25 protein-coding genes and 1 pseudogene are annotated in these 26,906 nt (G+C 69.6%); 12 read left to right on the top strand and 14 right to left on the bottom strand.

Annotated elements, in window-relative coordinates:
* Positions 1 to 36 precede the first annotated feature (36 nt).
* The gene (locus tag ACWCRJ_RS41395; RefSeq protein WP_450944142.1) at positions 37 to 339 is read right to left on the bottom strand and encodes a hypothetical protein; all 303 of its coding nucleotides are present in this window, start codon (positions 337 to 339) and stop codon (positions 37 to 39) included.
* 614 nt (positions 340 to 953) lie between these two features.
* Here ACWCRJ_RS41395 and ACWCRJ_RS41390 point away from each other — a divergent pair.
* The 3 genes from ACWCRJ_RS41390 to ACWCRJ_RS41380 all read left to right on the top strand — a co-directional run bounded on the left by ACWCRJ_RS41390 (position 954) and on the right by ACWCRJ_RS41380 (position 2,820).
* Positions 954 to 1,124: a hypothetical protein gene (locus tag ACWCRJ_RS41390; protein WP_450944141.1), complete on the top strand. Its 171-nt coding sequence runs from the start codon at positions 954 to 956 to the stop codon at positions 1,122 to 1,124.
* Between the two features lie 106 nt (positions 1,125 to 1,230).
* Complete coding sequence (locus ACWCRJ_RS41385; RefSeq protein ID WP_450944140.1) at positions 1,231 to 1,413, top strand: hypothetical protein; 183 nt, start codon at positions 1,231 to 1,233, stop codon at positions 1,411 to 1,413.
* Between the two features lie 147 nt (positions 1,414 to 1,560).
* A complete protein-coding gene (locus ACWCRJ_RS41380; protein WP_450944139.1) occupies positions 1,561 to 2,820 on the top strand; it encodes an MFS transporter in 1,260 nt (419 codons plus the stop codon).
* A 22-nt stretch (positions 2,821 to 2,842) separates the two neighbouring features.
* On the opposite strand, the gene ACWCRJ_RS41375 is transcribed toward ACWCRJ_RS41380, so the two are convergent.
* The 5 genes from ACWCRJ_RS41375 to ACWCRJ_RS41355 all read right to left on the bottom strand — a co-directional run bounded on the left by ACWCRJ_RS41375 (position 2,843) and on the right by ACWCRJ_RS41355 (position 6,943).
* A complete protein-coding gene (locus ACWCRJ_RS41375) occupies positions 2,843 to 4,201 on the bottom strand; it encodes a TfuA-like protein (RefSeq protein ID WP_450944138.1) in 1,359 nt (452 codons plus the stop codon).
* Positions 4,198 to 5,355, bottom strand: coding sequence for a YcaO-like family protein (locus tag ACWCRJ_RS41370; protein ID WP_450944137.1), 1,158 nt, complete (start codon positions 5,353 to 5,355; stop codon positions 4,198 to 4,200). The genes ACWCRJ_RS41375 and ACWCRJ_RS41370 overlap by 4 nt, the downstream gene beginning before the upstream one ends.
* Before the next feature lie 131 nt (positions 5,356 to 5,486).
* Positions 5,487 to 5,648 (bottom strand): hypothetical protein, encoded by a 162-nt coding sequence (locus ACWCRJ_RS41365; protein ID WP_450944136.1) that lies wholly within the window; start codon positions 5,646 to 5,648, stop codon positions 5,487 to 5,489.
* A gap of 51 nt (positions 5,649 to 5,699) precedes the next feature.
* Entirely contained in the window at positions 5,700 to 6,311 is a 612-nt protein-coding gene (locus ACWCRJ_RS41360) for a hypothetical protein (RefSeq protein ID WP_450944135.1), read from the bottom strand.
* Between the two features lie 11 nt (positions 6,312 to 6,322).
* A complete protein-coding gene (locus ACWCRJ_RS41355) occupies positions 6,323 to 6,943 on the bottom strand; it encodes a hypothetical protein (protein WP_450944134.1) in 621 nt (206 codons plus the stop codon).
* 142 nt (positions 6,944 to 7,085) lie between these two features.
* Between ACWCRJ_RS41355 and ACWCRJ_RS41350 the strand changes: the two genes are divergently transcribed.
* Positions 7,086 to 8,417 carry a tetratricopeptide repeat protein gene (locus ACWCRJ_RS41350; RefSeq protein WP_450944133.1) on the top strand — a complete coding sequence of 444 codons (1,332 nt, stop codon included), beginning with the start codon at positions 7,086 to 7,088 and terminating at the stop codon, positions 8,415 to 8,417.
* A 71-nt stretch (positions 8,418 to 8,488) separates the two neighbouring features.
* Here ACWCRJ_RS41350 and ACWCRJ_RS41345 read toward each other — a convergent pair whose 3' ends face one another.
* The 5 genes from ACWCRJ_RS41345 to ACWCRJ_RS41325 form a co-directional block, all read right to left on the bottom strand.
* Positions 8,489 to 9,190 carry a DUF6308 family protein gene (locus tag ACWCRJ_RS41345; protein ID WP_450944132.1) on the bottom strand — a complete coding sequence of 234 codons (702 nt, stop codon included), beginning with the start codon at positions 9,188 to 9,190 and terminating at the stop codon, positions 8,489 to 8,491.
* A 132-nt stretch (positions 9,191 to 9,322) separates the two neighbouring features.
* Positions 9,323 to 10,588 carry a VWA domain-containing protein gene (locus ACWCRJ_RS41340; RefSeq protein ID WP_450944131.1) on the bottom strand — a complete coding sequence of 422 codons (1,266 nt, stop codon included), beginning with the start codon at positions 10,586 to 10,588 and terminating at the stop codon, positions 9,323 to 9,325.
* Between the two features lie 237 nt (positions 10,589 to 10,825).
* Positions 10,826 to 11,800, bottom strand: a complete 975-nt coding sequence (locus ACWCRJ_RS41335; RefSeq protein ID WP_450944151.1) for a hypothetical protein — start codon at positions 11,798 to 11,800, stop codon at positions 10,826 to 10,828.
* Positions 11,800 to 12,375, bottom strand: a complete 576-nt coding sequence (locus tag ACWCRJ_RS41330) for an RNA polymerase sigma factor (protein WP_450944130.1) — start codon at positions 12,373 to 12,375, stop codon at positions 11,800 to 11,802. Before ACWCRJ_RS41330 ends, ACWCRJ_RS41335 begins: the two co-directional genes overlap by 1 nt.
* A gap of 766 nt (positions 12,376 to 13,141) precedes the next feature.
* Positions 13,142 to 13,696: a hypothetical protein gene (locus ACWCRJ_RS41325; RefSeq protein WP_450944129.1), complete on the bottom strand. Its 555-nt coding sequence runs from the start codon at positions 13,694 to 13,696 to the stop codon at positions 13,142 to 13,144.
* A 637-nt stretch (positions 13,697 to 14,333) separates the two neighbouring features.
* On the opposite strand from ACWCRJ_RS41325, the gene ACWCRJ_RS41320 reads away from it, so the two are divergent.
* The 6 genes from ACWCRJ_RS41320 to ACWCRJ_RS41295 all read left to right on the top strand — a co-directional run bounded on the left by ACWCRJ_RS41320 (position 14,334) and on the right by ACWCRJ_RS41295 (position 19,566).
* Positions 14,334 to 14,597 (top strand): helix-turn-helix transcriptional regulator, encoded by a 264-nt coding sequence (locus ACWCRJ_RS41320; protein WP_450944128.1) that lies wholly within the window; start codon positions 14,334 to 14,336, stop codon positions 14,595 to 14,597.
* 236 nt (positions 14,598 to 14,833) lie between these two features.
* Positions 14,834 to 15,640: a DUF6083 domain-containing protein gene (locus ACWCRJ_RS41315; protein ID WP_450944150.1), complete on the top strand. Its 807-nt coding sequence runs from the start codon at positions 14,834 to 14,836 to the stop codon at positions 15,638 to 15,640.
* On the top strand, positions 15,637 to 16,119 hold the full coding sequence (locus ACWCRJ_RS41310) for a hypothetical protein (RefSeq protein WP_450944127.1): 483 nt from the start codon (positions 15,637 to 15,639) through the stop codon (positions 16,117 to 16,119). Before ACWCRJ_RS41315 ends, ACWCRJ_RS41310 begins: the two co-directional genes overlap by 4 nt.
* Positions 16,120 to 16,201: 82 nt before the next feature.
* Positions 16,202 to 17,671: a UvrD-helicase domain-containing protein gene (locus tag ACWCRJ_RS41305; protein WP_450944126.1), complete on the top strand. Its 1,470-nt coding sequence runs from the start codon at positions 16,202 to 16,204 to the stop codon at positions 17,669 to 17,671.
* A 332-nt stretch (positions 17,672 to 18,003) separates the two neighbouring features.
* Entirely contained in the window at positions 18,004 to 18,615 is a 612-nt protein-coding gene (locus ACWCRJ_RS41300; protein WP_450944125.1) for a transposase family protein, read from the top strand.
* 384 nt (positions 18,616 to 18,999) lie between these two features.
* The gene (locus ACWCRJ_RS41295; RefSeq protein WP_450944124.1) at positions 19,000 to 19,566 is read left to right on the top strand and encodes a sigma-70 family RNA polymerase sigma factor; all 567 of its coding nucleotides are present in this window, start codon (positions 19,000 to 19,002) and stop codon (positions 19,564 to 19,566) included.
* Between the two features lie 288 nt (positions 19,567 to 19,854).
* Here ACWCRJ_RS41295 and ACWCRJ_RS41290 read toward each other — a convergent pair whose 3' ends face one another.
* Positions 19,855 to 21,057: a sensor histidine kinase gene (locus ACWCRJ_RS41290; protein ID WP_450944123.1), complete on the bottom strand. Its 1,203-nt coding sequence runs from the start codon at positions 21,055 to 21,057 to the stop codon at positions 19,855 to 19,857.
* A gap of 14 nt (positions 21,058 to 21,071) precedes the next feature.
* Positions 21,072 to 21,653, bottom strand: a complete 582-nt coding sequence (locus tag ACWCRJ_RS41285) for a hypothetical protein (protein ID WP_450944122.1) — start codon at positions 21,651 to 21,653, stop codon at positions 21,072 to 21,074.
* A gap of 212 nt (positions 21,654 to 21,865) precedes the next feature.
* Between ACWCRJ_RS41285 and ACWCRJ_RS41280 the strand changes: the two genes are divergently transcribed.
* A complete protein-coding gene (locus ACWCRJ_RS41280) occupies positions 21,866 to 22,567 on the top strand; it encodes a response regulator (protein ID WP_450944121.1) in 702 nt (233 codons plus the stop codon).
* Between the two features lie 378 nt (positions 22,568 to 22,945).
* On the top strand, positions 22,946 to 25,405 hold the full coding sequence (locus ACWCRJ_RS41275; protein ID WP_450944120.1) for a hypothetical protein: 2,460 nt from the start codon (positions 22,946 to 22,948) through the stop codon (positions 25,403 to 25,405).
* A gap of 1,417 nt (positions 25,406 to 26,822) precedes the next feature.
* Here the strand turns inward: ACWCRJ_RS41275 and ACWCRJ_RS41270 are convergent.
* Positions 26,823 to 26,906, bottom strand: a pseudogene (locus ACWCRJ_RS41270) (transposase); the annotation flags it as partial.

Genomic DNA, 26,906 nt, shown 5'->3' with positions numbered 1-26,906 from the left:
CGTTCCTGGAGGACTGGCGATACTCACCTGCTGCTCTTAATTGGTGGGCCAAATGTTGCCACGCGGGGCGGAGTTGCAGTGTCCCTGACGTTCACAGCGACGTTCTCCCAGCTCACAACCAAACACGTCCGCTGAGCTGAGTGGCTGGTCCGGCGTCAGCTGCGCCGGCGGAGGGTTGGCGAACACGGTCTGCCGGTGCTCTCGGGCGGGGGCGACATGGGCGTCCGCCTGGTCGAGGACCTCCCCGGCCTCGGCGGCGAACCGTTGCCCTCGGGTGGGCTGGCCGGTGGCCTTCTCCTGGTCGAGCCGCGCGGCGAGTTCCCGGGCCTCCGTCTCCACCTCGGCATCGGCATCGGCATCGGCATCGGCGTCGTGCCGGTCGCCCTCGGCGATGAGGCGGTTCAGCTCCTGTCAGCTCCTGACGGAAGGCGGTGCCGTAGATGCGCTTCGTCCAGGACGGGACCCGCGCGTTCCTCGGCGCCAGCCCGGAGGCGGGCGAGCAGTCGCTTGGCCTTCTCCTCGGAGCGCCGAGCCTTCTCCTCGCGCTGGGCTTCATCCTGAGCCTGGCGATGGAAAAGGGACACCGACTTGGCCCGCCCGTGTCGTGCCAAGCGGGCCTGCCGGGACCTACGTTCGGATGCGGCGCGGGCCTCCTCGGCGGACAGGTCGCGCTGCCGGGGGGAGCGGCGTGGGGGCCGGCGGTTCCTGCAGCAGGTCGGAGACCATGCCGTCCGGCCGGTACTCCCAGGAAGCGGGCGAAGGTGTCGACGGCCTGCTCCAGACAGGGGCTCACCGAGCCCGGCCCGGGTCTTCTCGTCCTCCAGTACGGCCAGCAGCAGCCACCCCGACCTGGTGGAGACCTCCCCCACTCTGCTACTGGACGTCGTGGCGCACTCGCCGGCCCCGTTCGCCGAGAAGACCGGCGCGGCTGCCGAGGACGGCAGAGAGGGGCGGTGACGCTGTACCGGGCGATCCTGCGGTTCACCGCGGGCGGCCCGGCCGTCACCGGCGCGTGGGAGGACAACGGCGCCGTCGCCCGCCGCACCTACAAGCATGGGAGTGGCAGGGCCGCCGTCACCTCGCGTGAACGCCTCGCGGTACTCCGGCCCGGCACGGGGTGCTGAGCATGCACCTGTCCTACTGGCCGGAGGAGATCCGTGATCCGGGGCCCGCGCCCGCCGGGCCGGTCACCGAGCGGGAGACGGAGCTAGCCGAGATGCTGCTGACGCAGTGACGGGCGTCGACCCCGGCGCCCTGCGGGACGAGTACGCCGAGGCTCTGGACCAGTTCGTCGAGGCCGCCTCCGGGGGCAGGCAGCTAGAGGCAGCCGGGGCGGAAGAGGTGAGTTACGGGGAGTCCCGGCAGAGCACGGCGGAACGCCCGGCGCGGGTAGCCAACGCCCGGCGCGTGTAGCCCATGAACTGAGATCGGATGGAATCGGCCGGAACCTGCCCGGGCGGCTCCGTCGGCGCCCTAGGGTTTCGTGTGCCCTCGGAGACCGCCGGGGCTGGCTTGGCCCGCGGGGACCTCAGTGTACCTCGCGAGGTGTACGAGTGTGGGGTGCCGTCCTTGTTCCACCGCGTGGTGACGGCCTGTCGGCCGCTGCGAATTCCCCTGTTCCGACGGCACGTCACCGCACGCGTCCTGTCCTGGACCGGCACCGCCGTCTCCCCGGTCGCACTCTCCTTCGCCGTGCTGCACATCGGCGGCGGGCCCGGAGGGCTCGGCCTGGTGCTCGCCGCCGAGATGGGTTCGCTTCTGCTCATGCTGCTGATCGGCGGGGCCGTCGCCGACCAGGTCTCCCGTACCTGGGTGCTGGCATGGGCGAACGCTGGCGCGGGGGCCGGGCAGGGGGTGGCGGCATTGCTGGTGGCGTCGGGGCGGGCGGAGGTGTGGCACCTGGTCGTGCTGGCCGTGGTCGGCGGGGTCACCAGCGCGTTCAGCGGTCCGGCGGCCTCCGGGGTGGTGCGCGAGGTGGTGCCGGTCGACGAACTTCAGCAGGCGAACGCCTTGCTGCGGCTCGCCCAGAACACGGTCAAGGCCGGAGGTCCCGCTCTCGGCGGCATGCTGGTCGCCGTTCTCGGTCCGGCGTGGGCGATCGGCTGGGACGCGGTCACCTATCTGGTCGCGGCCATGCTCTACGCGCGTCTGCGGCTGCCTGTGCAGCGGGTGCGGATCGGTCCGCCTGGCATGCGCGGGGGGATCGCCGAGGGTTGGCGGAAGTTCCTCGCGCGCCGGTGGCTGTGGCTGATGGTGGGGCAGAGCGCGCTCGTGGTGCCATGCTGGCTGGTCTCCTATCAGACGTTCGGGCCGGTCTACGGGCAACAGCACCTGGGCGGGGCGCCGGGCTGGGGGCTGGTGATGTCCGGTTTCACGGTCGGGCTGATCGGCGGGGCGTCGGTGGCGCTGGTGTGGCGGCCGCGTCGGGTCGGTTGGCTGGTGTGCGCGGGGACGGCCGCGATGGCGGCGCCCATGGCGGCCATGGCGGCGGGCGGCGGGCTGCTCCTGGTCGTGGCCGGGGCGGTCGTCGCGGGGTGCGGGCAGACTCTCGCGTCGACCGTGTGGACCTCCTACGTGCAGCGGCAGGTGCCCGAGCACCTGTACGGCAGGGTGTCGTCGATCAGCACGCTCGCCCAGCTCGCGCCCGTCCCCGTCACCGCCCTGCTGGCCGGCACGGTCGCCGGGCGCACCGGCGTTCAGCCGGGGCTCGCGGTGTGCGCGGCGGTCACGGTGGCGGCGGCGGGTGCGCCTCTGTGCCTGCGCCGGATCCGCGCGCTCGCTGTTCCGCAGGCCACTGAGAAGGCCCTCGTACGCCGCTGACCGGGCCAGCCCGCCGCGTGCGTCAGGCCGTCGCCGCGGCGGCGGGCGCGGGCAGGAAGCGGCGGGCGCCGATCGCGTGCAGGTAGAACGGCCGTACGGCTTCCACGGCCGCATCCGTGCTGGGGAAAGCCCGGTCGCGGGCGGCGGCGTCGAGTTCCCGGGGTCCTCCGGGGCTCTGCCAGGTCTCGGCGAGGTGGGCGTGCAGCCGTTCGGGGTCGAGGAGGTGGACGTGGCGGCCGGGTCCGGAACGGGCGATGGCGCGGTTGAGGAGCCATGCTTCGGCGGTGTGCTGCCCGCTGTCGATGCGGGGGCTGAGCAGGCCCGCCGCCTCGTCGCGGGTGGAGGGCCAGACCAGGGTGGCCGCGTCGATGCGCGCCGAGCGGACCAGCAGGCGCAGCAGTTGTTCGCGTTCGTCACATTGTGCGGTCTCGGCTGGGGTGATCCAGTACCCGGCTTGGTCCGGGGTGAGGGTGTTGAGGGTGATGCCGCGCCCGGCCGCTGTGCGCAGGGCGGCGTCCTCGGTGCCGGGGGCGCCGGCGGGCAGGCCGGTGATCCAGGCCAGGACGCGGCCCCGCCAGCGGCCGGGGAAGCCGGGGTCGTAGAGCTGCTGGTGCTGGAGTTCGGCGCGGAAGGGCACCGTGGCGCCCGCGATGTCGCGGACGGTGTAGGCGGTGGTCCAGTGCCGCAGGAACGATGTCCGCCACGGCGTGCCTGCCCAGGTGCTGGTGGCGGGCGGGGGCAGGGAGCCGGTGGCGGCCCGCAGGGCGGCGACGGCGTCGCGGTGCTTGAGGTCGGCCGACCGGGACCGGCAGGCGTAGCGGTCGGTGACGGCGTCGACGGCGGCGGCGAGGTGGGGGTCGTGGCGGGCGGCGCGGCGTACGGCGGTCCAGGAGCGGCGGCTGTAGTGCAGAGACCGGGCCAGGGTGCTGAGGCGTTCGGCGTCCGCCGCGCTGATGGTGCCCGCTGCGCTCGCGGTGTTGAGGGTGTGCAGGAGGTTGACCAGGGGTTCGCCGAGTGGCTGTCCGTCGGGGGTGTGTTGGACGGTGACCGCGTCGTCGGCGGTGATCCGTCCGTCCCGGTAGGCCTGGTAGATCTCGCCGATGCCGTGCATGCCGTACGGGTGCAGCTCGGCGGCGCGCAGGGCGCCCATCGAGGAGGCGCCCACGACGGTGACGCCGTCGGCCAGGACGGAGAGGATCTCCTTGTGGCGGATCGGGGCCGCTCCGTGGAAGAGGCCGTCGATGATGACCACGATGTCGTCCGGTGTGGGGGCGAGGGTGATGAGGTCGCCGTGCTGGATCGGGGGGTGGTGTACGGCCTGCGGGCAGAGGGCGGTGACTTCGGCCGGGGTGATGGTGGGCCCGCTGTAGACGTGGATCATGCGGCGGCTGCCTCCTCGTGGCGGGGGATCTCGTGGCGGGCGAGGTACGTCAGGCCGGGGCACAGGACCTTGACGACGGCGAACTCGGGCCGGTCGGCGAGGTCGACGGCCATCGGCTCGTGTCCGGTGTGGGCGGCCACCGCGGCGGCGAGCGCGGTGGCTTCCTCGGCGCACGTCGGGTGCGGGGTGGTGGTGCCGTAGGCGGCGGGTTGCCAGGGCCGGGCGGCGGCGGGTGTGACGGGGCGGGCGAAGCCGTCGGGGGGCAGGTAGGTGGAGGTCACGATGTCGTCGCGGGTGCCCGCGATGAACGTCAGCCGGGACTGGGCGGCCTCGGTGACGGCGCGGGACAGGGCCACGGCCGGATCTGCGTGGGCGCCGGAGCCGACGACCATGGCGGCGGCCGCGTCCTCGTGCCACAGATAGGCGGCGAAGGCGGGGACGCCGAAGCGGGAGGGGGCGTGCACGATCTCCAGCCAGGCCCCGGCCGCCCGGATGCGGTCGATCAGCTCTGCGCAGTAAGGCTCGTCGACCGTGGCGGGGTCGACGTAGTGCCGCTGGTGGACGGGGACGGTGCTGAGGGCGCTGGTGGCGTCGCGTTCGATGACCTCGTACAGGGCGTGGACGTCTGCCTCCGCGCGGGTGTTGCCGGAGGCGAGGCCGTTGGAGGAGGCGGTGAGGGTGTGGCTGCGCCAGCCTTCGCGCAGGTCGCGGCCCATCCGCACGGCCTGGCGCGGCACCAGGGCCGCGGCGTTGTCGCTGATCCGGCGGGCGGTGATCCAGTCCAGCGGGGTGTCCTCGGTCAGGAGGCTGCCTGCGTGCTGCTCCAGGGCGAGCACCGGGTACGGCAGTCTCAGCTGGGCGGCGGGGACGTCGCTGAGTTCGGCCGCCGGGACGGCGTGCTCGGCGTGGTGGAGTTCGATGGCCTCCATCGCGGCGGAGATCCGGGCGAGGTCGAGGGTGGCGCCCTTGCCCTGGGACACCGACAGGGTGCGGGCCAGCGGGCGGACGGACATCACCACGGGGACGCCGAGGACGTCCAGGCCGGTGACGTCGGCGAGCCGGGTGATCCCGAACTCGGGCAGCAGGGGGGTGATCGCGGTGAGCGTGTCGTGGGGCGGGCGTTCGCGGTGGGTGCCGGAGAAGAAGACCTTCACGATGCCTCCGAGGGTGGCTGTGGGCAGACGGCGAAGCCGGGGCGGGGACCCGGGCGCAACTCCGGACCTCCCGCCCCGGCCGGTCGGCAATCGCACTGTCCGGCCGGTGGCCGGGGCGCGGGATCAGCCGGTCAGGCGGTGGCCGTGTAGACCGTCTCGTCGCTGAACTGTCCGTCCGGTACGGCCGCGTCGCCGCCGGCGTTGTGCGCCGGGATCTGGCCGGTGGCGAACAGCTCCTCCAGGTACACCGGAGTCGGCTTGACGGTCACGGTCTCGGTGATGTCGATCGCCATGAGGTCCTCCTCATCGGGTGGTGCCTTGTGTGGGATGTGCGGTCCCCGCGGTCACAGGGCGCAGTAGCAGAAGGTGCCCAGGACCCCGAAGTCGTGCTCGAACGGCGGGCGGTGGTGCGGGATGCCCCAGCCGTCGAAACCCTGAAGCCGCCGGTAGGGGATCGGCAGCGGCTCCTCCTCCTCGGGGAAGAGGCCGTGCCGTCCGGCGTACTCGATCACGGTGGTGCTGTCGGCCGCCCGCAGTGAGGGCACCCAGCCCATGACGCCGAGGTCGCCGATCAGGCCGGTGCTGAACGTGGCGGTGCACCGCACGTCGTCCCGGTGCAGGGCCATGAAGTCGCCCGGCCCGTACACCTTCAGGCCCCAGCGGACGGGGACCACGTCTGTCGTCCCGGTCACCTCGCGGGCCAGGTCCAGCACCCGGGCGGACGTCGCGAGAGCCGCCAGCGCGGGGCCGCCCGGGTGCGCGCGGCAGCGCTGCGGGGAGATGATGCTGCCGTCGCGCCGGGGGTGGAGGCCTTCGCGGTCGTTGACCCTGTCGAAGGCGGCTTTAGCGCACACCTGTGCCTCCGCCGCGATCTCCTCCCACTCCCCGGCCGTCACCAGGTCCTCGGACAGAAGTGCCGCCCCGGTCGTGCGCCACTGGTCGTGGAGTTCGGACACGGTCCGCCGCCTCAGAGGTTGAAGTAGCAGAAGGTGCCGAGCACTCCGGCCTGCCCGGGGCCGGTGACCAGGGGCCGCCAGTGGGGGATGTTGTAGCCGTCGAACGCCGACAGCCTGCAGAACGGCACCTCGCGCTCGGTGAAGCCGTCGGGGAAGCGGCTCTCGCGCTGGACCAGGGCGGCGAGGTCGTCGCCGGTGGCGTCGGCGAGTTCCGGCGCCCACCCCATCGGGGGAAGCCCCTCGGTCAGCGCGAACGTCACCGTGAGCGTCGCCTTGACGCTGTCGCGGTGCAGGCCCATGTAGTCCCCGGGCCGGTAGTAGTTGTAGCCGCAGCGGACCGGGATCAGCCGAGGGAGGGCGGTCGCCTCACGGATCACGGCCAGCAGTTGCGGGTTGCGGGACACGGCCGTCAGCACCGGCCCGCCGGGCACTGAGAGGTACTGCGAGGGCGTGCAGAAACTGCCGTCCCGGTGGGAGGCGGTGTTCGTGAACCCGGACTCCGATGCCTCCTGGCGCCGCTGCTTGGACTCCGCGATCAGCCGGTCCCATGTGCCGGCCGTCAGTGCGTCCTCGAACAGCAGACCCTCCCGTTGCCACGTCTGTGCCGCATCCGCCGGAGCACTCGTCTGCATCCGTCCTCACCCCTGCCATCAGCCGGTCGGGAATCTGACGAACAGTGAAGTCACCGCCACGCAGGGTCGGTAGCCTGCGGGGTGCCCGACCCTGCTGCACGTGCTGCACGCCCACCCGCATCCGCCGATCCCGGGGGTTCCTGTGACACGGACACGCGAGCGCAACCAGCAGCTGGAAGGCCTCGTGAAGGCCTCCGGCGCCACCCATGACGTTCTGGCCCGGCTGGTCAACCGCGTCGGCGCCGAGGCGGGCGAGCCGCTGCGCTACGACCGGTCCGCCGTCGCCCACTGGATCGGCGGCCACTACCCCCGGGGCGCGGTCCCGTACTACATCGCCGAGGCCCTCGCCCGCCTGCTCCACCGCGGCGTGTCCGTCACCGAACTCGGGTTCGGCGAGCCTCCCTCCCCCGGCGGACGGGTAGATACCGTGGAGGAGGTCGCCGAGATCGGGAGGGCCTACGTGGACAGGCGCCAGTTCACCCGCCGTGCCGCCTACTCCCTCGCCGCCCTGTCGTTACCCCACTGGGCCGAGATCAGCGAACGCGGGCGTCTGGCCGCGACCAGCCCCGGCATCCGGATCGGCGACAGCGACGTCCAGGCCGTCACCGACATGGCCGACATGTTCTCTCTGGCCGACCACCGCTACGGCGGCGGCCACGCCCGCGCCGCCGTCCACGCCTACATCGCCCACGACGTCACCGGATTCCTGCGGGCGGACGCCCCCGAAGCCGTCCGGCGGCAGCTGCACGCCGCGGTGGCAGACCTCGTCTATCTCGCCGGGTTCATGGCGTGGGACGACGAGGACCACGGCCTCGCCCAGCGCTGCTACCTGGCCGCATCCCGCCTCGCGACCCGGGCCGACGACCCGCTGACCTACTGCCACGCCCTGCGGGGTCTGAGCATCCAGGCCCTCCACCTCGGCCACCACCGCAGCGCCCTCGCGCTCGCCGAGACCGCGCACGACGCCGGGCGCTCACGCGCCGAGCCCCGCACCCGGGCCTTCCTCCTCGGGCAGATCGCCGCCGCGGCGGCCGGCGACGGCGACCGTCACCTCGCCCTCAGCCAGTTCACCGAGACCGAGCGGCAACTGGAGCGCTCCCTGTCCGGGCCGGCGGTGTTCGGCACCTACCACCGCGCCGCGCTCGAATTCCAGCGCGGGCAGATCCTGGCGTTCCTCGGCGACCTCCGGGGCGCCGGCCGGGCGTACACCGCGAGCCTGCGCCACCGGCACAAAGAAGAACGCCGCTCCCGCGCCATCACCCTCGCGCCCCTGGCCGAGATCCAGCTTCGCCAAGGGCATCTCGACCAGGCGTGCACGACCTGGGGAACCTTCATCGACACCGCCGCGCAACTCCACTCCGGCCGCGTACGGAAAGCAGCCGTCCACGCGGACGAGCTCCTACGTCCCCACCACAGCCACCCAACTGCACAGGCGACGATCCGCCGCGTCCGCAGCTACCTCGCGACGAGCTGAGAGGCCGCTTTCGACAGCCACCACATGAAGAAGGACCGCACGGCATCGGGCCAGAGAGCCGCCGCTTGTTATCAGCCTGAGCCGACCGACGGGTGTCCCTGCCCGATGCAGTCTGCTGTTCGGTGTTCCGCACGATGACGCATCCAGAGCACGACATCACAGATCCGTAGCGCACTGACCGTCTCGGGGATCCTGGCGGACCGGCGCAGTGCCATCAGTTCGTGGTGCAGGGCCCGGTCGTCGGCGCTGAGCGCGGCATGCAGGTCGAGCCAGAATGATGCGGGCCGGCCAAGGGCACAGCGCACGACTTGGTCGTATACGGGAAGGAGCCGTGGTCGCTTGCGAGCGAGGAGTTTGCCAGCGGTGACCCACCCTATGCCGGGTTGGCCGGTGAGAAGACGCCAGGAGGCATCAGCCGGCGATCCGGAGGCTAGATCAGCAGCGTCAGCCTCGGCCATGTCGAGGTGGTTGGGGATGTGGTGCAACAACTCGGACAGCTGCACGCCAAGCTGGCCTTCCAGAAGATCCAGGGCAGCTTCTGCCGGAATGGTGACCGACAGGGTCTGCACCGCGATGAGGTCGTCGGCAGTCACTGCGTTAGCGGCTTCGGGCCGGTCTCCCCCGCCTGCCAGATGCTCGAACCGCCTCCCAGTGAACGACACGGCGCCTGGCGGCTGGCCGATGCCGAAATACCGTCGAAGATCTTCAATTGCTTGATCACTCGCAAGAAAAGGCTGCAGTCGGCTGATGAGCAGCTGCGGGTCAGAAAGCACAGACTCCTCCGAGGTGCCGCCGACAGTGGGACGGTGCCGGAGCACAGGACCGTTGCGGCCGCTCGGGCATGACGGCTGGTGCGCTTTCAGCGGCGGCCTTGGGCGCGGCGGCGCGACGGAGCAGCGCGGTGCTCACGATCGCATCCAGGTGGCGAAGGCATCGACGAGGCCGGTGTAGAACTGTTCGCCCGGCACCGAGCCCGGGTTCTTGCTGGCGTCGTAGAAGGCCACGTTGGTGAAGGTCGCTGAGGCGGAGGCGTTGAGGTTCTTGTAGAAGGCGAGCTTGCCGCGGCCGAATCCCACAAACAGCCAGAACACCCCCAGGGACGCGGTGTTCTGCAGGAGCGAGCGGACTTCGGCTTTGTCCCAGGGTTCGTCCCCGACCTGGGTGATGATGAAGGCGGGGTCAGCCGCGCCGGCTTCCTGGTAGTGGCTGACCGCGCGGCGCATCGCGTCGGCGACATTGCCCCAGCCCCAGTCGACTTGAGTGTGCAGCTGCCCGATGCGGCCTCGGTAATTGTCCAGGCGGATCTCTTCAAGGAACGGCTCTCGTCCGCTGGAGAAGACCACGGGCACGGTGCCGTCATCGTCCAGGTTGGCCGACAAGGCAAGGACCCGTTCAGCGAAAGCCTGGACCGCGAAGGACTCGTACAGCTCTTCCATGTGCCAGTCGTGGTCCAGGATCAGGTACACCGCTGCCCGCCGACCGGAAATCCCTCGGTTCACGAGAGCCTGGCCGGCCTGTCGTGCGGGATCCAGCAGGCCAGGAGCCTGTCGTTCCACCTTTGCCAGATTCACGGTTGCCGGCGCAGGGGCAGGACGCGTCTGTGCGGGAAGTGGTGCAGAGGGCGCAGTGGCGGGTTCTGGGTCGACGTCGACGCCGTAGTCCGTGGCCAGCCCTGACAGGCCAGAGGCGTAGCCCTGCCCGACGGCGCGGACCTTCCAGCCGTCGCCACGCCGGTACAACTCCGCCAGAACCACGACGGTCTCTCCCGCAGCGAAATCCGGTGCGGTGAACGAGCAGGCGGGCGCACCGCTCTGGTTGATCGTCAGTTGGGGTGCATGCGTGAAGACGGCACCGGGTTGCAGCGGATCAGCGCTCGCTACGATCACCACCTGGTGCACGTCGGAGGGTAGGCGGGGCAGGTCAGCGGTGACCGCCGGGCCGGTGACCGACACGCCGTCCTGTGCCGGATGATTGTAGAAGACGAGGTCCTTGTCGCTTCGGACCTTGCCGTCCGGTCCGAGCAGCAACGCGGACACGTCTGCCGCAAGCCCCTGCACTGCCACGGACAAGACCGTCGACGCCGTCGCCAGTGCTGTGTTCTCGCCCTTGCGCAGCGATGTCGTCTGCATCCCGTCCTCCTTGATCAGTGGAAAGACACGGTAGTCACCCACACGCCCAACTGTCGCCGCTTTGATCGGAATTCGCCCCACCAGCACCCGCCGAAACGGTGCAGTCTGTGGGCTCTCGACTTTCCTGCGCGGTATTCGGGGGCATGTCGTCCGGGACGCATCAGCCTCGAAGGACGGCTCGTCTGTCCGCAGGTTCACGGCGGGCACGTCCCAGCTCCGTGCCCGCCGGCCTGGCACAGCCAACACGCTGCGGCCCGACGGGCATTGCGAGCATGCGTCCTACGCATCGGCATGGACCGCAACGTCGCATCCCTCGGCCGCCACCACGAGGATTCCTTGCTCGTCACCGGACGGCAGTGAGGCGCGGCGCACTCGGGTTTCCCACTGCGCCGGCCACAAGGTCGTTGCATCCCACAGAATTCCCTCCAGGGGCACGTCATCCAACTTGGCGTTGGTGAGGTCTGCTCCGACGAAGTCGTTGCTGGCCCGCTCGACTTCTGCGACAGCCTTGACCAGCGCGTCGGCGTACTCGCAGCTTTGGACCAGATCGTCGATGAGGTCCTGGGCTACTACCTCGACACCGAACAGGTAGGCGCGTCCGGTCGTCACGAGGGCGGCGACAGATGGAGCCAGTTCCTCGTCCACGAGTTCCCGGATGCTGTGGAGTTCATCGGCGAGGCGCTCGGCCGGATCGGCGAGTGCGGACTCGACTGCGTCGAGATAGTCCAGGCCGGTGACGGCGGCCTGGGACCGATACGGTGCGGGCCGCAGGGACATGCCCTCCAGGTGCTCGCGGAGTTGTTCCACCGCAGTGTCGGCGCGGCTCAGCGGCTGCGTGCTGTCGCCCGCGAGTTCACACAGGTCCTCAACGATACGGACAGCGGTGCGCACCGCATCTGCCAGGTTGAGAGGCAAGTAGTTGCGGACCAGCCGGAGTGCCTCTTCGCGGTACTTCACCCGGATTGTTGCAGGGCGGCGTGCCAGGGGGCCCCGGGTGCCCAGACGTGCTTGGAGGGCGGAATCGCGCTGAGCGGCATAGGCGTCCCGGGACAGACGGCGGCTGACAGCTGTCCCCGTGGCGCGGTGGGTGGCAGCCAGCAGGCGGTCCAGTGCAAGGTCCGGGGTACGCAGTTCGGGCGGCCCGCCATGGGCGTTGAGGCGGTCGACCACGGCAATGCCCAGTTGACGGTGCGCGCTTGTCAGCAGGGCGTCGAGGCGTTCGTTCTCTTCCGCTGCGCGGGACTCGCTGCCCATCACGCCTTCCTCCTCTCGGTGGTGAACCGGCCCTCGAGCCGCATGCCTTGCCTGAGTGCGGCTCTCGCGCGGGCCAGGTTCTGGCGTACGGCCGCCTGGGTGGTGCCCATGGCACGTGCGCTTTCCTCAGTGGTGAAACCGTCCAGATGCCAGGCCATCGCGGCACGTTGCTTGGCCGGCAGTTGATGCAGTAGAGAGATCACCTGGCGTTCCTCCTCCCCTAGTTCGGCGGCGTGAGCCGGCGTCTGCCAGCGCAGGCTGGGCTGCGGTTCCGGCAGGTCCGCACAGGTCTCTTCGAGTTTCACCTGCTGGCTCACCCAGAACCGCCAGGCCACCGTGCGCAGCCAGGCGCGGGGGTAGGTGATCGTGACGCCTGGCGCGCACATCTGAGTGAAGGCGTCCTGCGCGGCATCCTGGGCCTCTGTCCAGGATGCTCCTTGCAGAAGCAGGAAGCGGACCAGAGCGGGATACTGCTCGTCGTGCAGGGCACCGGCGAGCTTGATACCCGGCAGCGGGGTGGCATCTGCCTCCAGCGGCTCGGCAAGGTGCAAGTCAGTGCTGACGGAGTCGTCCACGCTCGCCACCCCCGCTCCGGCCGGCGGGCTCCGCCTCGCGGCCGCCGCGGTAAGCGACGGATGTTGCGGACCGCCCGCTGATGCAGCGAACCCGCTCGGTCTGTGCCGCCTCACTGATGCGCGCTATCTCCACGGAGACGTTCAACCTTCGCTGAGCGATCTTCACTATGGCGTTGATGACACTGACGGCCACGGTCACCACCGCTGCGGTGATCACAGGCTCCATTCCGCACCTTTCCCTCTTCCGTACGGGCTTTTCGCCCGCTCCCACGCGCCCCGCGCACCTCAACAGTGCGATTTCCCCTAGGAGTTGTGACATTTTGCTGGTCACGAGACTGCACCGCACGGAAGGAGGCTGTAGAGGCAGGGCGGCAGCACACCGCCATCCGAATGGGTGCGCCTTCTGTGCGCGCCGAGGACAGGCGTCGGACGGGAGGGCTGTGGCAGGAGACGGAGCGCCGTGGGGTGATCCGGTGTATGCGGGGCAGCGGTCTGCCTCCGGTCACTGATACGGCCAGAACTCGTTCGTCATCACTTTCATCTGTGCCTGCATCAGGTGGAGCAGCCAGACGCGCCCAGATTCACCCGGGCCGGCTTGTCTGGTCTGCTGTCGCGCCATTGAGTGCCCCGAGCACGCACAGCGTCTCGCTGCACAAGGCCAGTTCCGACACTCCCGCCTCGACTATCGACTGATCCCGTCCGCGCCGAGGGAGCCATCCTCATCCGTGCAAGGGTGCAGCAGGCAGCTGCAAGGTGCACGCCCCCTTCACTGCGGAGTCGGCAGGACCCAGTGAAGGTCTTCCGTATCGGCGGAAATCCGCCACGCGTTCAGCAGCCCTGCTGTCGTCATCTGCTGGAGTACGTGGGGCAGTTCCTCGGGTTGGATACCGCACTCGTGGGCTGTCCGGTCAGCTTCGTTCAGCCCGTGGCCGGTTTCGGAATCGCTGTGTGCCGCGAGATAGACCCTTACTACTTGCGGCAGCGGACCGAGTCCCCCTGCCTGATCCCGGCAACTGGCGCGCAGCGCCCAGTCAGCTGCGTGACAGCGGTCGGTGCGGGTGGGCGCCTGGCCGAGCAGCGCGGCGTCCAGTAGGACGGCAGCGACTTTGGCGGTGGCGTGGTCGGGGATCCGGCGCAGCCATCGCGCTTGTTCCAGTTCCCGCCAGGGGGTCGGGTCGGAGCCGAGCCGGAGGCTGCGCAGCAGGCCCGCGGGAAGGCTGACCTGCATGCTGGCGCTTATGCGCAATGCGCACTGCAGGGCGATCAGCCGGGTGGCGGGTGAGGTCCCGGCCGGGAGCGCGGCAGCCAGATAGCTGAGCATGTCCCGGACTCTGGTTTGCCTGTCCGGCTCGCTGCGCCGCTGCCGTCGGCGGCGGGGGCGGGGGCGGAGGGTGGCCGGCGTCTGTCGGGGGGTGGGCAGGGCGGTGTCGGGTACGACGGCGGCGTGGGTGGTCGCTGCGGCGCAGGCGGTGCAGGTGTCGGTGAGTCGCCATACGCGGCCGCCGTGTTCGCAGGCGAGGAGCAGGCGGATGGGGCCGGCGCAGCCGCGGTGGCGGCGGTGCCAGTGGCAGCCGCGTTCGTGGCACTGGCAGGTCCTCAGGTGGGGCGGGAGGGTGTCGCTGCGGGCGTGGCGTGCGAGGTGGGCGAGGGCGGCCGCGCGGGCGGATACGGCGGGGATGGGGCTGGCGTCGCGGGGGCACTGCCGGCAGGTGAGAACGAGTCCGCCGGTGTGTGAGCGCAGCTCCACGGTCCAGGTGCGTGGGGTCGTGGGGCATGGTGCGCGCAGCCTCATGGGCGGGTGGCCCTCCTTATCGGTGCCTCCGCTGGTGTCCGTCCGGGAAGGGGCGGCGGCGGACACCGTAGTGCAGACCTCTGCCCTTTACTTGTCGCTGCCACCTGGGCAAATAGGGCAGAGGTCTGCACTGACAGGGCAGGGGTCTGCACCGTCGGATGGTCGGGTGACGATCTTGCCGCCCGATCCGGACCTCAACGCGCTGCGGCTGGAGCTCGCGCGCCTGCGGGCGGTGCGCGGGTGGACGTATGACGAGCTCGCCGCCCGCAGTGGCCTGGCCAGGCGCACGGTCATCGAGATCGAGCAGGGCCGCACCATCGGCACCCTGAAGACCTGGCACGCTCTCGCGCACGCCCTGGGAACCCCGTTCGAGCAGCTCTTCGGCACGCTGTGCCACGACCACGATCTTCCCGGCCCCGCCGAGGGCTGACGGCTTCCCAAGGGCTGCCGCGGATCACCTGATGCAGCGACGGCGAAACGAACGTTCAGGCGCCTCTTCGCACACCCGTAGCCTCATAGAGGGCCGACCGGGCGACGTGGCGGCGCCAGTTCCGCAGGTGCGGCGTGTTGGCTGGCAGGTTCACGCGTATGCGCTCCACTCCTTCGTCTTCTGCCCGGCACTGGGACGGCAGCCCCGTCACCGCCCCAGCCCTCCGTTCTTTGCGGGTGAATCCTGGCGGCACCAGCCGGCTGCTGCGCTGCGGCCAGCACAGCCGTTGCCGTGAGTGCGGCAACCGGATCGAGTGGTACCACCGCAGCGGCCCGCGAATGGTCCGTCTGCACCCGCGCGAACTCCCCGCCGCCCGGGTACCTGCCGACTGCCGCTGGCACGTCAGTTCCGGCATCGCCCACCCGGCCGGGGACGGCAGCAGCTGGTGCCGCATCCCGCACGCCCTGCTCTGCCCCGCCCGGGACACTCCCCCGGCAGCCGGGCTGGCAGCGCTGCGCAGAGCGCTCGCGGTGAACACCCGGCGCCTGATCGACGCCGACACCTTCATCCCGGCCGCCGCCCGGCCGGACGGGGCAGCGGCGCAGCAAGCCGTGTGCCGCCCGGTCCGGCCTGTGGTGCAACTGCTGTACGTCCGCTATCTCGCCGCCGGGCCGGTGGAGGACATCCAGTGCGTGGCCCTGACCCGGCGCCGCCGCCGCTGCACCCGCCCGGTCCTCGCTCCCCACATCCCGGCCGGCACCTGGACCCTGATGCCCGCCACCTCCTCTGCCACCGGCCAGCTGGCCCTGCCCGCCGACGTGATGGCCGTCTACGACCTCAGCGCCCTTTCCTACGCCGAGCAGCTGCGCTGGCGCGCCCAGCACTGCCCCCAGCACGCAGCCACAGCCGTCGTACCCGACCTGACGGTGCCGGACTGGGAGCCCTTCGACCCCCTCCTGCACCGTGAGCACATCCACACCCGGCTGCCCAACCTCAGCCGCCCCGGGCCCTCGGGCCGCGCGCGGAAGGCGGCCCGGCCGTGACGCGACACCATGCCGTCGAGATCCTCCTGACCCGCCCCCTCTCCCCCGGTGAACTCAAGCACGCCCGGCGGACCGTACCGCTGGCCGTGAACGCCGACCGCACCCGGCTGATGGCCGTACAGGACGCCCGCAGCCCGGGCGACGCCCTGCACCGGCTGCGGCGCCGCCTGGGTTCACGGCTGCCCATCGACGTCCTGAGCACGCACTACCCGGACCGCAAAGGGCAGGTGCGGCTCAATATCGCGTTCGGCCGGAGCGATGATGCGGCCATCCGCCAGGCCGCGGCCTGCCGAGGCCAGCGGCCCGCAGAGTTCCTCAGCCGGCGCGTGACCGCGGCCCTCGCCGAGCAGGAACGGCAGCGCCTTCGCTCATTGGAGGACCGGCTACAGGTCCTGCTGGTTGACCACGCCCTCGAAGAAGTGCTGACCTGCGCCATCCATGCCCTCAGCCGGCACCGCCGTTCACCGGCGGCACCGTAACGCCCCTTTTCCCGTGAGGGTTCGCCTTGGCTGAAGGAAGCCCGGGGGCTCCCCTCGTCTTCATGCTCGCTGCGGAGTTTCGTTGCCTACGCCCACCGATGAACAGATCCACGCCACCGACGCCTTCCGCGCCGGCCGCCACCTCGTCCTGCAAGCCGGCGCCGGCACGGGCAAGACGGCCACCCTCGTCATGCTCGCCGCCGCCACCAGCCGCCGCGGCCGCTACCTCGCCTTCAACAAGAGCATCGCCAGCGACGCTACGGCCCGCTTCCCCCGCACCGTGCACTGCAAGACCGCGCACGCCACCGCCTACGCTGCCCTCGGCCACCGCTACACCCACCGCCTCAACAGCCCCCGCCAGCCCGCCTGGAAGACCGGCCAGGCGCTCGGCATCACCCGGCCCGTCCGCATCGGCGAGCACGAGATCACCGCCAGGTCCCTGTCCAACACCGTGCTGCGCACCGTGACCCGCTTCTGCTACTCCGCCGACCACACCCTGGCCCGCCACCACGTCCCACCACTGCGCCGCCTGGGGGCACCCGGCGAGCACGCCGAACTCGCCGAAGCAGTCCTGCCGTTCGCCAGGCGCGCCTGGGCCGACCTGCACAACCCCGACCAGGGAGCAGTCCGCTTCGAACACGACCACTACCTGAAGATGTGGGCGCTCACCCAACCGCGCATCGACGCCGACTTCCTGCTCCTGGACGAGGCACAGGACACCAACCCCGTCCTGGAACAGGTCTTCTCCGCCCAGCGCGACCGCGCCCAGCTCGTCATGGTCGGCGATTCCGCTCAGGCCATCTACGGCTGGCGCGGCGCCCGCGATGTCATGACGGGCTTCGACGCCACGCACCTCACCCTCACACGCTCCTTCCGCTTCGGCCCTCTGATCGCTGACCAGGCCAACCGGTGGCTCGAACTCGCCGAGGCACCCATCCGCCTGACCGGCACCGAGACCGTCCCCGCCACGGTCGGGAGTTTCGACCGACCGGACGCGGTGCTGTGCCGCACCAACATCGGCGCCATGACCGAAGTCATGCGCCTGCTCGCCGAAGGCCGGCGCGTCGCCCTGACCCGCGGCGCACAAGCCCTGGCCGCGCTGGCGCTCGCCGCCCGCGACCTCAAAGAGGGCCGCTCCACGGCCCATCCCGAGCTTGTCCTCTTCAGCTCCTGGGGCGAGTTGCAGGAGTACGCCGAACACGACCCCGCCGGACGCGACCTGCAGCCCTTCGTCAACCTCGTCGACACACACGGACCCGACGCCATCCTCACCGCGATCAACCAGCTCACCGACGAGGCAAACGCCGACGTCACTGTCTCCACCGCGCACACCGCCAAGGGCCGCGAATGGCCAGCTGTGAGAATCGCCGACGACTTCCCCCCGCCCAAGGACACCGATCAGCAAGACACCCAGGGCCGCCCGATCCCCGAACCCGTCAGCGACACCGACGCCCGCCTCGCCTACGTCGCCGTCACCCGCGCCCGCCACCACCTCGACCTCGGCGGCCTCTCCTGGATCAACACCCACCCCACCACAGCAAGCGCAGGCTGAAACGACGCCTGCGCCACCGATCTCACTGAGGTGCAATGCCTTGAGAGCTACTCGTCGTCAACATCCTGATCAGCCAATGGAGTTGATCCCAGCCTGCACCCACCGGGAAGACCGTCTAGGCACTCGCATCGCCACCACTGGCTTTGTACACGAGAACGGGGTTGGCACAGATCTTGGGGAGCGGTCGCGGAGGGTTACCGCGGTGTTCGATTGCGAGGGTCCGGGTCCGCGTGAGACCGCGTACGCATCGCCGTCTGACAGGCGGAGTGACGCTTCGTCAGGTCTTCGGCTGTCTGTGCCGTGGCTGGATATGGCCGGTGACGGTGTTGGCCATGCAGGCCGACGAATCGTTCTGGGACTCTCTCGTGTTCGACGGGATCGACGACGTGGACGTCGAGGCGGTGACCGCCGCTTTCGGCACGGTGGACGTGATGGCGAGGGGCCGGGCGGCTGGTGCGGCATGTCCGGACTGCGGCCGCTTCTCGGACCGAGCGCACGACTCCTACCAGCGCAGACTGAAGGATCTGCCGCTTGGTGGACAGAGCGTCGTGATCCGGCTGATGGTCCGGCGTTTCCTCTGCGGTGCGGGCGCCTGCCCTCGTCGTACGTTCGCCGAGCCGTTCCCTCAGCTGACTGCCCCGTACGCGCGTTTCGCCATGCGACTCAATCACGTCTTGGAGCACGTTCCAAGATCGGTGAGAGACGGCTTCTCACCTCTGAGCAGCACATACACCGCGCGCCCCAAGATCCTGGGAACTCCGTTTCGTGGGTCATCGGCGTGCCAAGGCCCGCCGTCTCAGTCGCTTGGCCGGAGCAAGACGGCGGGCCTCGCTCAGACGCGGAGACTCCGCATCTGTCTAAACGCCAATGCCACACCAGTCTGTGAGCACCAGCGAACTGTTCAACGATGCTGCCGTCAGGAGCGTTTAGTTCAGAAGCTGTGAACTTGTCCACGCTACCCAGGTCTTGGATAAATCCTGTGACCAGTCCCACACTTCAAAGTGTCATTCTCGCGGGGCTTTCCGCCGCAGTCCTTGGCCGGAGCACGGTGAAAGGCCCTCTCAGACACCGGAGGTCACCATGCATTTCTGTGGAACGCTGCTCGTTCCAGGTCACGGCAAGGCGAACGTCTTGGTAGTCATCATCCTGCTGTCGGTCGCGGTGGGGATCGCCGCGCCGGCGCCTGCAGTCGCGGCTAGCACCGCAGCCCTTGTCCAAGCAGGAGCCGCCCTGTGGATGGCCCTGAATAGCCCCAGCGCCTCGACGGCTGACAGCTGATGTCCGCATCGGGAGGGTCGGCTCCCCGCCCCGAGAGCGGGGAGCCAGCCATGGGAATCCAGAACATCGCCCAGTGCGTGGAGCGCGCCCAGGCGGGCGATGGTGCGGCTTTCGCTGAGCTTTACGCCGCCTACTGCGACACGGTGTACCGGTACGTCTTCTACCGAGTCGGAGGTAAGCCAACCGCCGAGGACTTGACTAGCGAAGTGTTCGCTCGAGCGTTCCAACGCTTGGAGACGTTCACCTGGCGAGGGCGGGACTTCGGGGCCTGGTTGGTCACCATCGCCCGCAATCTTGTGGCCGACCACTTCACCACAGCGCGCTTCAGGCTGGAGGTGACCACTGGCGAACCCTTGGACAGCAACGAGCCCGAGCGAAGCTCCGAAGATATGGTCGTCGAGGGCCTCCGCAATAAGGCGCTGGCCGAAGCGCTCAGCAGGCTCCCCCACCGCATGCGGCAGGTCACGTGGCTGTGGACACACGGTGTGCCGACAGCGCACATCGCGCAACGACTGGGCATCAGCCCCAGTACGGTCCGGGTCCACCTCTTTCAAGCGCGTCAGCGCCTTGCAACTGATCCCCTCGTGATCCTCCTCGCCAGCCCAGCAAGATCCTGAACACACAGGTCAGGAGGCGGATGCCGCACCCGGCTGTCCCTCGGTTGGTCGACGTAATGCGCACGCAGCGCGGTGTGGACCGCGTCGGTTCCGGACACCAACTGCCTCTCACGACATTGCGGTCTCACTCGCCTGATTGCTCGTGGTTGTCGGAAGCGGTTCGACCTCGAAATGGCATCCACGGAAAGTGACACAGCTAACTTGCTCATCGCCAAGGCCACGAGTCCCACACTACGAGGGGAAGGCCGACGACCTCGATGTCCGGCTCGAGGGTGAGCCGTATCGCGATCACGCTGTCGTCCGGCACCCTGGGACCGGCAACGTAGCGGAGATGCGGTATCCCCCGGCCGGCAGCGGTCCGGCCCACAGGTGCCCGCCGACGGCGCGGACCCGTTCGTCGAGACCGATCAGGCCTTGTCCGCCGGACAGCGCCATGGTGTCGGCGGCGCGGTGGCCGCGGCCGTCGTCGGTGACCGAGATGACGAGGCCATCGTCCTGCCAGTCGAACAGGACTGCGGTACGGGCGCCTGCGCCCCCGTGCTTCAGCGCGTTGGTGAGCCCTTCGCTGACCACTCGGTGGGCGGCCAGCTCAACGCTGGCGTCGAGCTGCTGAGCAGTGCCCCGGTGGTTGACCTCCACGGGAAGCCCGGCGGCGACGATCCGTGCGACGACCGGGTTGAGTTCCGCCAGACCCGGAGGCGGTTCGACCTCCCCGGTATCGTCACCGAGGGGCATGCCAGCGGAGGCGAGTACGCCGAGCATCCGGCGCAGTTCGCCCATGGCCTGCTGGCCAGTGGCCTCGATATTGGCGAGAGCCTGGTTCACCAGGGGGGAGCCGGACGGCAGGATGCGTCGTGCCCCGGCCGCCTGTAGCACGATCACGGTCACCGAGTGCGCCACGATGTCGTGCAGTTCGCGCGCGATCCGGGCCCTCTCCTCGGTGATGGCTCTCAGCCGTCGTGCATCGGCCGCACGCAGGTCGCGACCACTGCGATGGGCGATCCGGGCGACGCCCCAGACGGTCACGCCCAGTGCCAGGTACAGGATGATGTTGATCGTCGCCATGTCGTCCCGCAGGTCCGGCGTCGTGCGGATGACCTCGTCGGCGATGCTCAGCGCGAACGCCCCTGAGGCGCCTGCCAGGGCGAGCAGCGACCGGGACAGGCTGGTTCGGGCGACGACGGTGTACAGCGCGACGATCACGCCCAGCAGGGGCCGCCAGGGTAGAAACAGCTGGGCCAGGACGTTGTGGGCCAGGATGACGGCGAACACCGTCCCGGGCCGGTGGCGGCGCCAGGCAAGCGCGGCGTATCCGGCTATGGCGTATCCGGCGACGACCGGCAACGGCACCTGATCGGCGCTGGTCAGCAAGTTGGCGGAGGACCATTGCGTGCGGAGGTCGGCTGCGCACAGCAGCACCGCGAGGAGACCGTCACGCCAGATCACCGGAATGCCGAGCCACAGCGCCGGCCCGAGACGTCGGTCCCCCACCACCGGCCTCCTGTCTACGGTCGGGAGCGGAAGAAGCCGCCTCGTCCGCAATCCGTCTTCGGGGAGAACGGGCAGTTCGCGATGTCCGACGGCGAGCGGCCGAGTAGCACGTCTACCAATGACCGCCGTTGTATGGCCTCGATCTCGTCAAAGCGGTCGAGGAGCGCGTCCGGTCGGACATCGCGCAGCGGTCGCCGCGCCAACTGCAGATCGATGAGGGCAGACCAGATCTCGCCGGTCCGTTCCAGCGTCTGTTCCACCACGTCGTGGTCCAGCCGCGGCCCTGCGGCGCCGTAGCGGGACGAGTGGGCCAGCGGGACCAGTGCCACGCGTGCCTGTGGCGTCTCCCTGAGAGACCGCACCAGCACCTGCAGCGGGCGGATCCGCTCGATCACGTCGTGCTCGCCCGCCTCGGCCGGCGCGATTAGAACCTCGAGCAGAGTCTCGTCCCTGAAAACCAGTTCGGCCGGAAGGTCGAAGATCGCCTGCTCGGCCGTGAGGAGGACCCCGAGTGCAAGATGACCCCGTGCGCTTTGCTGGTTGATCGAGCGGTCCTGCAGCGACACTACGATCTCGCCGCCGTCCGGAAGCGTCATGGCCCCGTCCTTTCCCCGCGGATCCGCTGAATCACATCCTGGCTGAGCAAGTTGGGGCAAGCCATCCCCCAGCGGCTGATTCGAAGCATCTACTTCAAGGCCGACAACGGTCACCGTGTACGCCCTGAGTCGTACGCCCCGCGTCATACAGCGCGGGAGGGTCGACGGGAGGGGGCGTATCGGGGTGGAATGGGCGGGATTGGGGGACGTCGATGATTAAAGTACTTCTGGCGGACGACCAGTTGCTGGTGCGGACGGGCATCGCGATGCTGTTGGCGTCCTCGCCCGACGTTGTGGTGGTGGGCGAGGCGGAGGACGGCGGGCGGGCGGTCGAGCTCGCGGCGGAACTCCAGCCGGATGTGCTGCTGATGGACGTGCGTATGCCGGGCGTCGACGGTGTCGAGGCGACCCGGCGAGTGACTGCGGACGGCTTCGCGCCCGATCCGGACCGGCCGGTCAAGGTACTGATCCTCACGACATACAACGTCGATGCCACCGTCTACGCGGCACTGCGTGCCGGCGCTTCCGGCTTCCTGCTGAAGGACGCGGCGCCGGACGAACTGGTCAGCGCGGTGCGGGCGTTGGCCGACGGGGACGGCTGGCTCGATCCGTCGGTCACCCGTGGCTTGCTGCGTGAGTTCGCCGAACGGCCGGAGACCCATCTGCCCACACCGGCCGAGATGGCCGTGTTGACGCCGCGGGAACGTGAGGTCCTGGTACTGATGGCCCATGGTCTGTCGAACGCCGAGATCTCCCGGCGGCTCTTCATCGGTGAGGGCACCACGAAGACTCACGTCGGCCGTATCCTGACGAAACTCTCCCTTCGTGACCGTGCCCAGGCTGTCGCAACGGCTTATCAGTCGGGCCTTGTCCGCCCGGGGGCTGTGCTGCCGGAGCTCCGGTCCTCGGAGTAGGCCGGCCGTTGCGCAGGCTTGGCGCGCGCCGAGACGTGGTCTGAGCCAGTCGGCACCGCCGGTCCAGGGCACCAACTGGGGCAGGGCCGTAGGCAGCAGCAGAGGTCGGGGACGACGTAGGCGTTCCTCGGTGAAGTGAAGTCGAGAGAGGGCAGGTGCCCTGGCGGAATGGGCCGCGTCGTCTGCCAGAGGTCATAGGCCGGGGTTCTTCCCTCTGTCGCATCCCGGCAGGCGACTATGCCCAAGGCCCATCATTCGCCGTCCGACTGGAGTGAGACGACACCGAGCCCCGCGGCGACCGACTCTGAAGCCCATCGCCGCCGGTGTCGCGTACGCCGGGTCCGGCGCCGTTCATCCGAAACGCGCCAAGGAGATCAAATGCCAGAGAATCGGGTGACCTGTGATGCGAGTGGGCTCCTCAACTGCGAAGTGGCCGACTCCTCCAGGTTCGTCTTCTCCCGGTACTTCGTACCGCTCCAGCTGACGTTCGGCGATTCCACGACGCCGATCCTGCCCAAGTACAAGAAGGTCTTCCTGGAAGAGCTGGTCGCGGGCGGGGTGCTGGATCCGCGCCGGATCGGCCGAGTGCTCGCCTCGGGTGACCAGCCGGACACCGTCGAGCGGAACTCCCTCCAGTTGGTCGTGAACGAGGGAACGCCGACGGACGTCGGGGTGCGTGGCCCGGTCGGTGAAAGGGGTGGGCTGCTCGGCGAACTCGCCGAAGTGACTGCTCACTCCCGGTATGCGGATCGGTTGCTGCGCCGGGTCGGCGAGGAGGTGCGGTCGTCGCTGGACGGCGTGCGGGCGGTGGAGGAGCGCGGCGCGGTGTCCACCTCCCAGCCGCTGCCGAGCAACGTCATGCGCCGGCCGCGCGCAGAGACGGACGAGGATTGGCACAACCTTCTCCTTGGACTGCTCAAGTCCGACCTGGGTTACCTCTTCCTCGACCGCACGAGGATCCGGCCCAAGGGGTTCGCGGTCGGCGAGCACGTGTACGCGCTCGGGCTCGCGCCGGGAGAAGAGGTGACGCTCGAACAGAAGACGTTCGCGAAGCGACAGACGACGTACGAGGAGCAGAACGAGCAGGAGACCCAGTTCGATCTGGAGCTGGCCAGCACGCTGACCACTGAACTGCAGGAGGGGTTCGAAGCCACCAAGAGCCACAACGACGCCTCGGGCCTCAACGTCAGCCACACCGGGCAGTACACCACTCCGGACTTCTTCTGGGGGAAGATCAACGCGAGTCACACCATCGGCTTCACCCGGAACGTGACCGACGCCAGCCAGGAGACGAACCGCCGCTCGGCGAAGGACAGTCAGAGCGCCTCGTCGAAGACCGCCGCGAAGTACCGGACGCTGCACAAGACCACGTTCAAGGTCGCCGCGGAACGAGGCTTCGAATCGACGTCCAAGCGCGTGATCCGCAACCCGAACCGGTACACCCCGATCACACTGCACTACTTCAAGATCCTCCAGCAGCTGGAGCTCAGCCAGGAGCGGTACGGGGTGCGCCTGTGCTGGTCGCCGACGGTTCACGACCCAGCGGGCGCCTTCTTCACGCAGTTGGAGGTGGGCCGGAAGAAGATCCTGGACGATGCGACGGCAACGATTCCGCCGGCACCGACGCCACCGGCCAAGCCCGGTCCGGGCGGGACCTCGGCCGGTGCGGTGGAGGAGCGCTGGCTCCACTCGTCGCTGACGGACGCCGACAAGTGGGGGATCTTCGGCGACCAGCGGCACGACTACTCGGTCGACATCCCGTTCCCGTCGGACTTCCAGTGGGACGGTGTGGCCGAGTCGGTCCGGCTGACCGTGGACACAGGCCGCACTGACTACAACGTCCACGTCAAGGGCATGCCGATCGTGGCGTCCAGTGAGGGTGGCACCGTGCTGCGCGTGGTCGTTCACGTCGGCGCCCCGGTGTGGATCAACGGGCCGAAGATCTTCTTCCAGGTCGCCGCGCGCTTCGTGAAGACACCGTCTCCCCGGAACCAGTCCACGGAGGACGCGGCGTATGCCGCCGCAGTCGCCGCGTACCAGACGGCGCTGCGTGAATGGGAGGACAAGCGGGACGAGATCATGGCCGCCGCGCGATCCTTTGCGGCCGCCTGGGAGGCGGACATGCTGCGCCGCATGGACCCCGTCACCGAGATGATCAACCAGATCATCAAGGGAATCTTCCCTCCCAGCGTGCGGGACGAGCTGTGGGAGATCGACCTCTGGCAGCGGCTGTTCGACTGGAGCCAGGCGAGTTACGTGGCCTACCCCTCGTGGTGGGCCGAAGGTGCGATGCGCGACCCGACCCGAGACGCGAGCGACTTCGTGAACGCCAGCTGGGCGAAGCTCTACCTGCCGATCCGGGTGGGCATGGAACTGGTGGCACTGCGGTGGATCTTCGGGAAGAAGATCGACGGGGCGCTGGACCCTGCCGTCGAGGCGAGCTTCGACGGCCTCCTGGAGGACCTGGCCGCGTACAGGACGGAATCGTTCGGAGACGCCCAGGAGATCGCCCTGGCCGAGGGCGTCGAACCGAGCGCCGCAGGCGGCGGGCCCGGCGCCGAGTCGTGCCGGTCCGTCCGCGAAGTCGCGCCGTGCATCGGACGGTGGACCGAGCTGATGCCCACGGACGGAACACATGTCGAGGTGATCCAGGGATACTCCACCGCGGCCGACACCACCACCGCACGCGAGGCGGGCGACGCCGCCGCGCTGCGCAAGGCACGGCTCCAGGACCTGGGCGCGGAGACAGCGCTCAAGCACAGCGCCGGAGAGCATCTCAAGGAGCCGACCGAAGTGACCATCCGAATCGGCACGCCGTCCGAGCGTTGCTCCGACTGACTCGTCTCGGGATACTTGCCATGCTGAGTCCAGCGGAACTCACCCGCCTGATCGATGAGTTCGAGACGATCGCGGACGCGGACCACTACATCGTCGCCCTGGACGACAGCGACGCTCTGGTCGCCCTGGACGATGTGCTGACCTCGTACGCCGTGATGGCGAGCGGCAGCGCGGACCCCGAGGCGATCGGGGCCCTGGCAGCGCGGCTGGACGATATCCTCGGCGGGGCCGGGGACCGGAGCGTCGAGGAGGACCCGGCCATCACGTTCAGGCCGTTCGTGTCGAGCGCGGACGTCGCGGCCTTCCTCGACCGACCCGGTGCGGCGGCTCCGCTGGACGTCTCTCGCGATGTCCGGAACGCGGTGACCTACTCGGCGGCGGTGGGCGCGGTGTGGGGGCCACGGGCGTCCGCGATCGCGCGTCACCTCGAACCGTCGGTCGCCGCCAGCGACCGGCTCGCACACGAGATCCTGGCGGTCGCAGGCGTTGTCGCCGTGCCGGTTTCGGTCATCGCCTTCACTCTCGATCGCGACGGCGCCTGTCGTTTCCTCTCCAGCGTCTTCGCCACGGCGGAGGCCCTGGCGGCGAGGATCACGGGGGCGCCGGTCGCACGGCCCGAGGCAGCGGATCTACGCGCGGACCTGATCCGGCTGCTCCGGCGGAAGCAGGAGCAGGTGCGCGCCGCCGCCACCACGCTCCCAGAGTCGAGCGTCCCGGACGGCCCATCACAGAAGCACATCGCCGTGCTCAGATACGTGGGCGCCCTGCTCGAACTGCGGGCGGAATCGGTGGAGCTGGCCGAGGAACTAGCCGGCCTCACTATCCCCAAGCACAAACTGGTGAACAGGCTGTCACAAATGGGGCTCACCGACCCCATCCACATTGACCAGAATCCTGCCCTGGACACACTGCGGCGGCTCCAACCACTGGTCGACAACTGGATCACGACGGCCCTCGACCATGCGGGCAGCTCGCCCGGCGACGGGTCGCTGGCCCACCAGGTCGACCGTATCGCCGTGACCGTCGGTGCTCTCCGGACCCGATTGGCGATCATCAAGGTCACCGAACGCGCCATCAGCGCAGGCCAGGTCGGGCTGTACAACGACCTCAAGCCGCAGGCCACCTCACTCGACACGGCCCTCGTCTTCCTGGAGCTGGACAAGGACATCGAGAACGTGCGCGCCGCGGTGGTCACCACGGCCAGCCAGGCGTCGACGCTCGTCACCAGCTACCGCTGGTCGCGCATCGTGCTCCAGGCGATGCTCGACGCCACAGACATCGTCCTCGCGATCGAGACCGGCGGCCGGATGGGCGGCATCGGGCCAGCGCTGCGCGGCGAGGCAGTCGCCGCGTCAGGCGGTGCGGCGATCCGAGCGATCGGAACCGCGGCCGAACTCGACCGCCTGCTAGTGCCGCATCAGGCAACGTTCGCCCTGTCGACCACTGCTCGTAGCCGTTGATCGTCGGCGTGACGGTTTCGCCAGATGATGTAGCGGCGGAT

This window comes from Streptomyces sp. NPDC002324 (assembly GCF_053593335.1).
This window is presented reverse-complemented; position numbering and strand designations above follow the sequence as displayed.

Coding starts and splice junctions, on each gene's coding strand:
- ACWCRJ_RS41325 (WP_450944129.1), bottom strand. CDS start 13,696: ATGCTCAGCTATCTGGCTGCCGCGCTCCCGGCCGGGACCTCACCCGCC.
- ACWCRJ_RS41355 (WP_450944134.1), bottom strand. CDS start 6,943: ATGCAGACGAGTGCTCCGGCGGATGCGGCACAGACGTGGCAACGGGAG.
- ACWCRJ_RS41375 (WP_450944138.1), bottom strand. CDS start 4,201: ATGATCCACGTCTACAGCGGGCCCACCATCACCCCGGCCGAAGTCACC.
- ACWCRJ_RS41300 (WP_450944125.1), top strand. CDS start 18,004: ATGCAGGCCGACGAATCGTTCTGGGACTCTCTCGTGTTCGACGGGATC.
- ACWCRJ_RS41365 (WP_450944136.1), bottom strand. CDS start 5,648: ATGGCGATCGACATCACCGAGACCGTGACCGTCAAGCCGACTCCGGTG.
- ACWCRJ_RS41285 (WP_450944122.1), bottom strand. CDS start 21,653: ATGACGCTTCCGGACGGCGGCGAGATCGTAGTGTCGCTGCAGGACCGC.
- ACWCRJ_RS41275 (WP_450944120.1), top strand. CDS start 22,946: ATGCCAGAGAATCGGGTGACCTGTGATGCGAGTGGGCTCCTCAACTGC.
- ACWCRJ_RS41280 (WP_450944121.1), top strand. CDS start 21,866: ATGATTAAAGTACTTCTGGCGGACGACCAGTTGCTGGTGCGGACGGGC.
- ACWCRJ_RS41295 (WP_450944124.1), top strand. CDS start 19,000: ATGGGAATCCAGAACATCGCCCAGTGCGTGGAGCGCGCCCAGGCGGGC.
- ACWCRJ_RS41335 (WP_450944151.1), bottom strand. CDS start 11,800: ATGGGCAGCGAGTCCCGCGCAGCGGAAGAGAACGAACGCCTCGACGCC.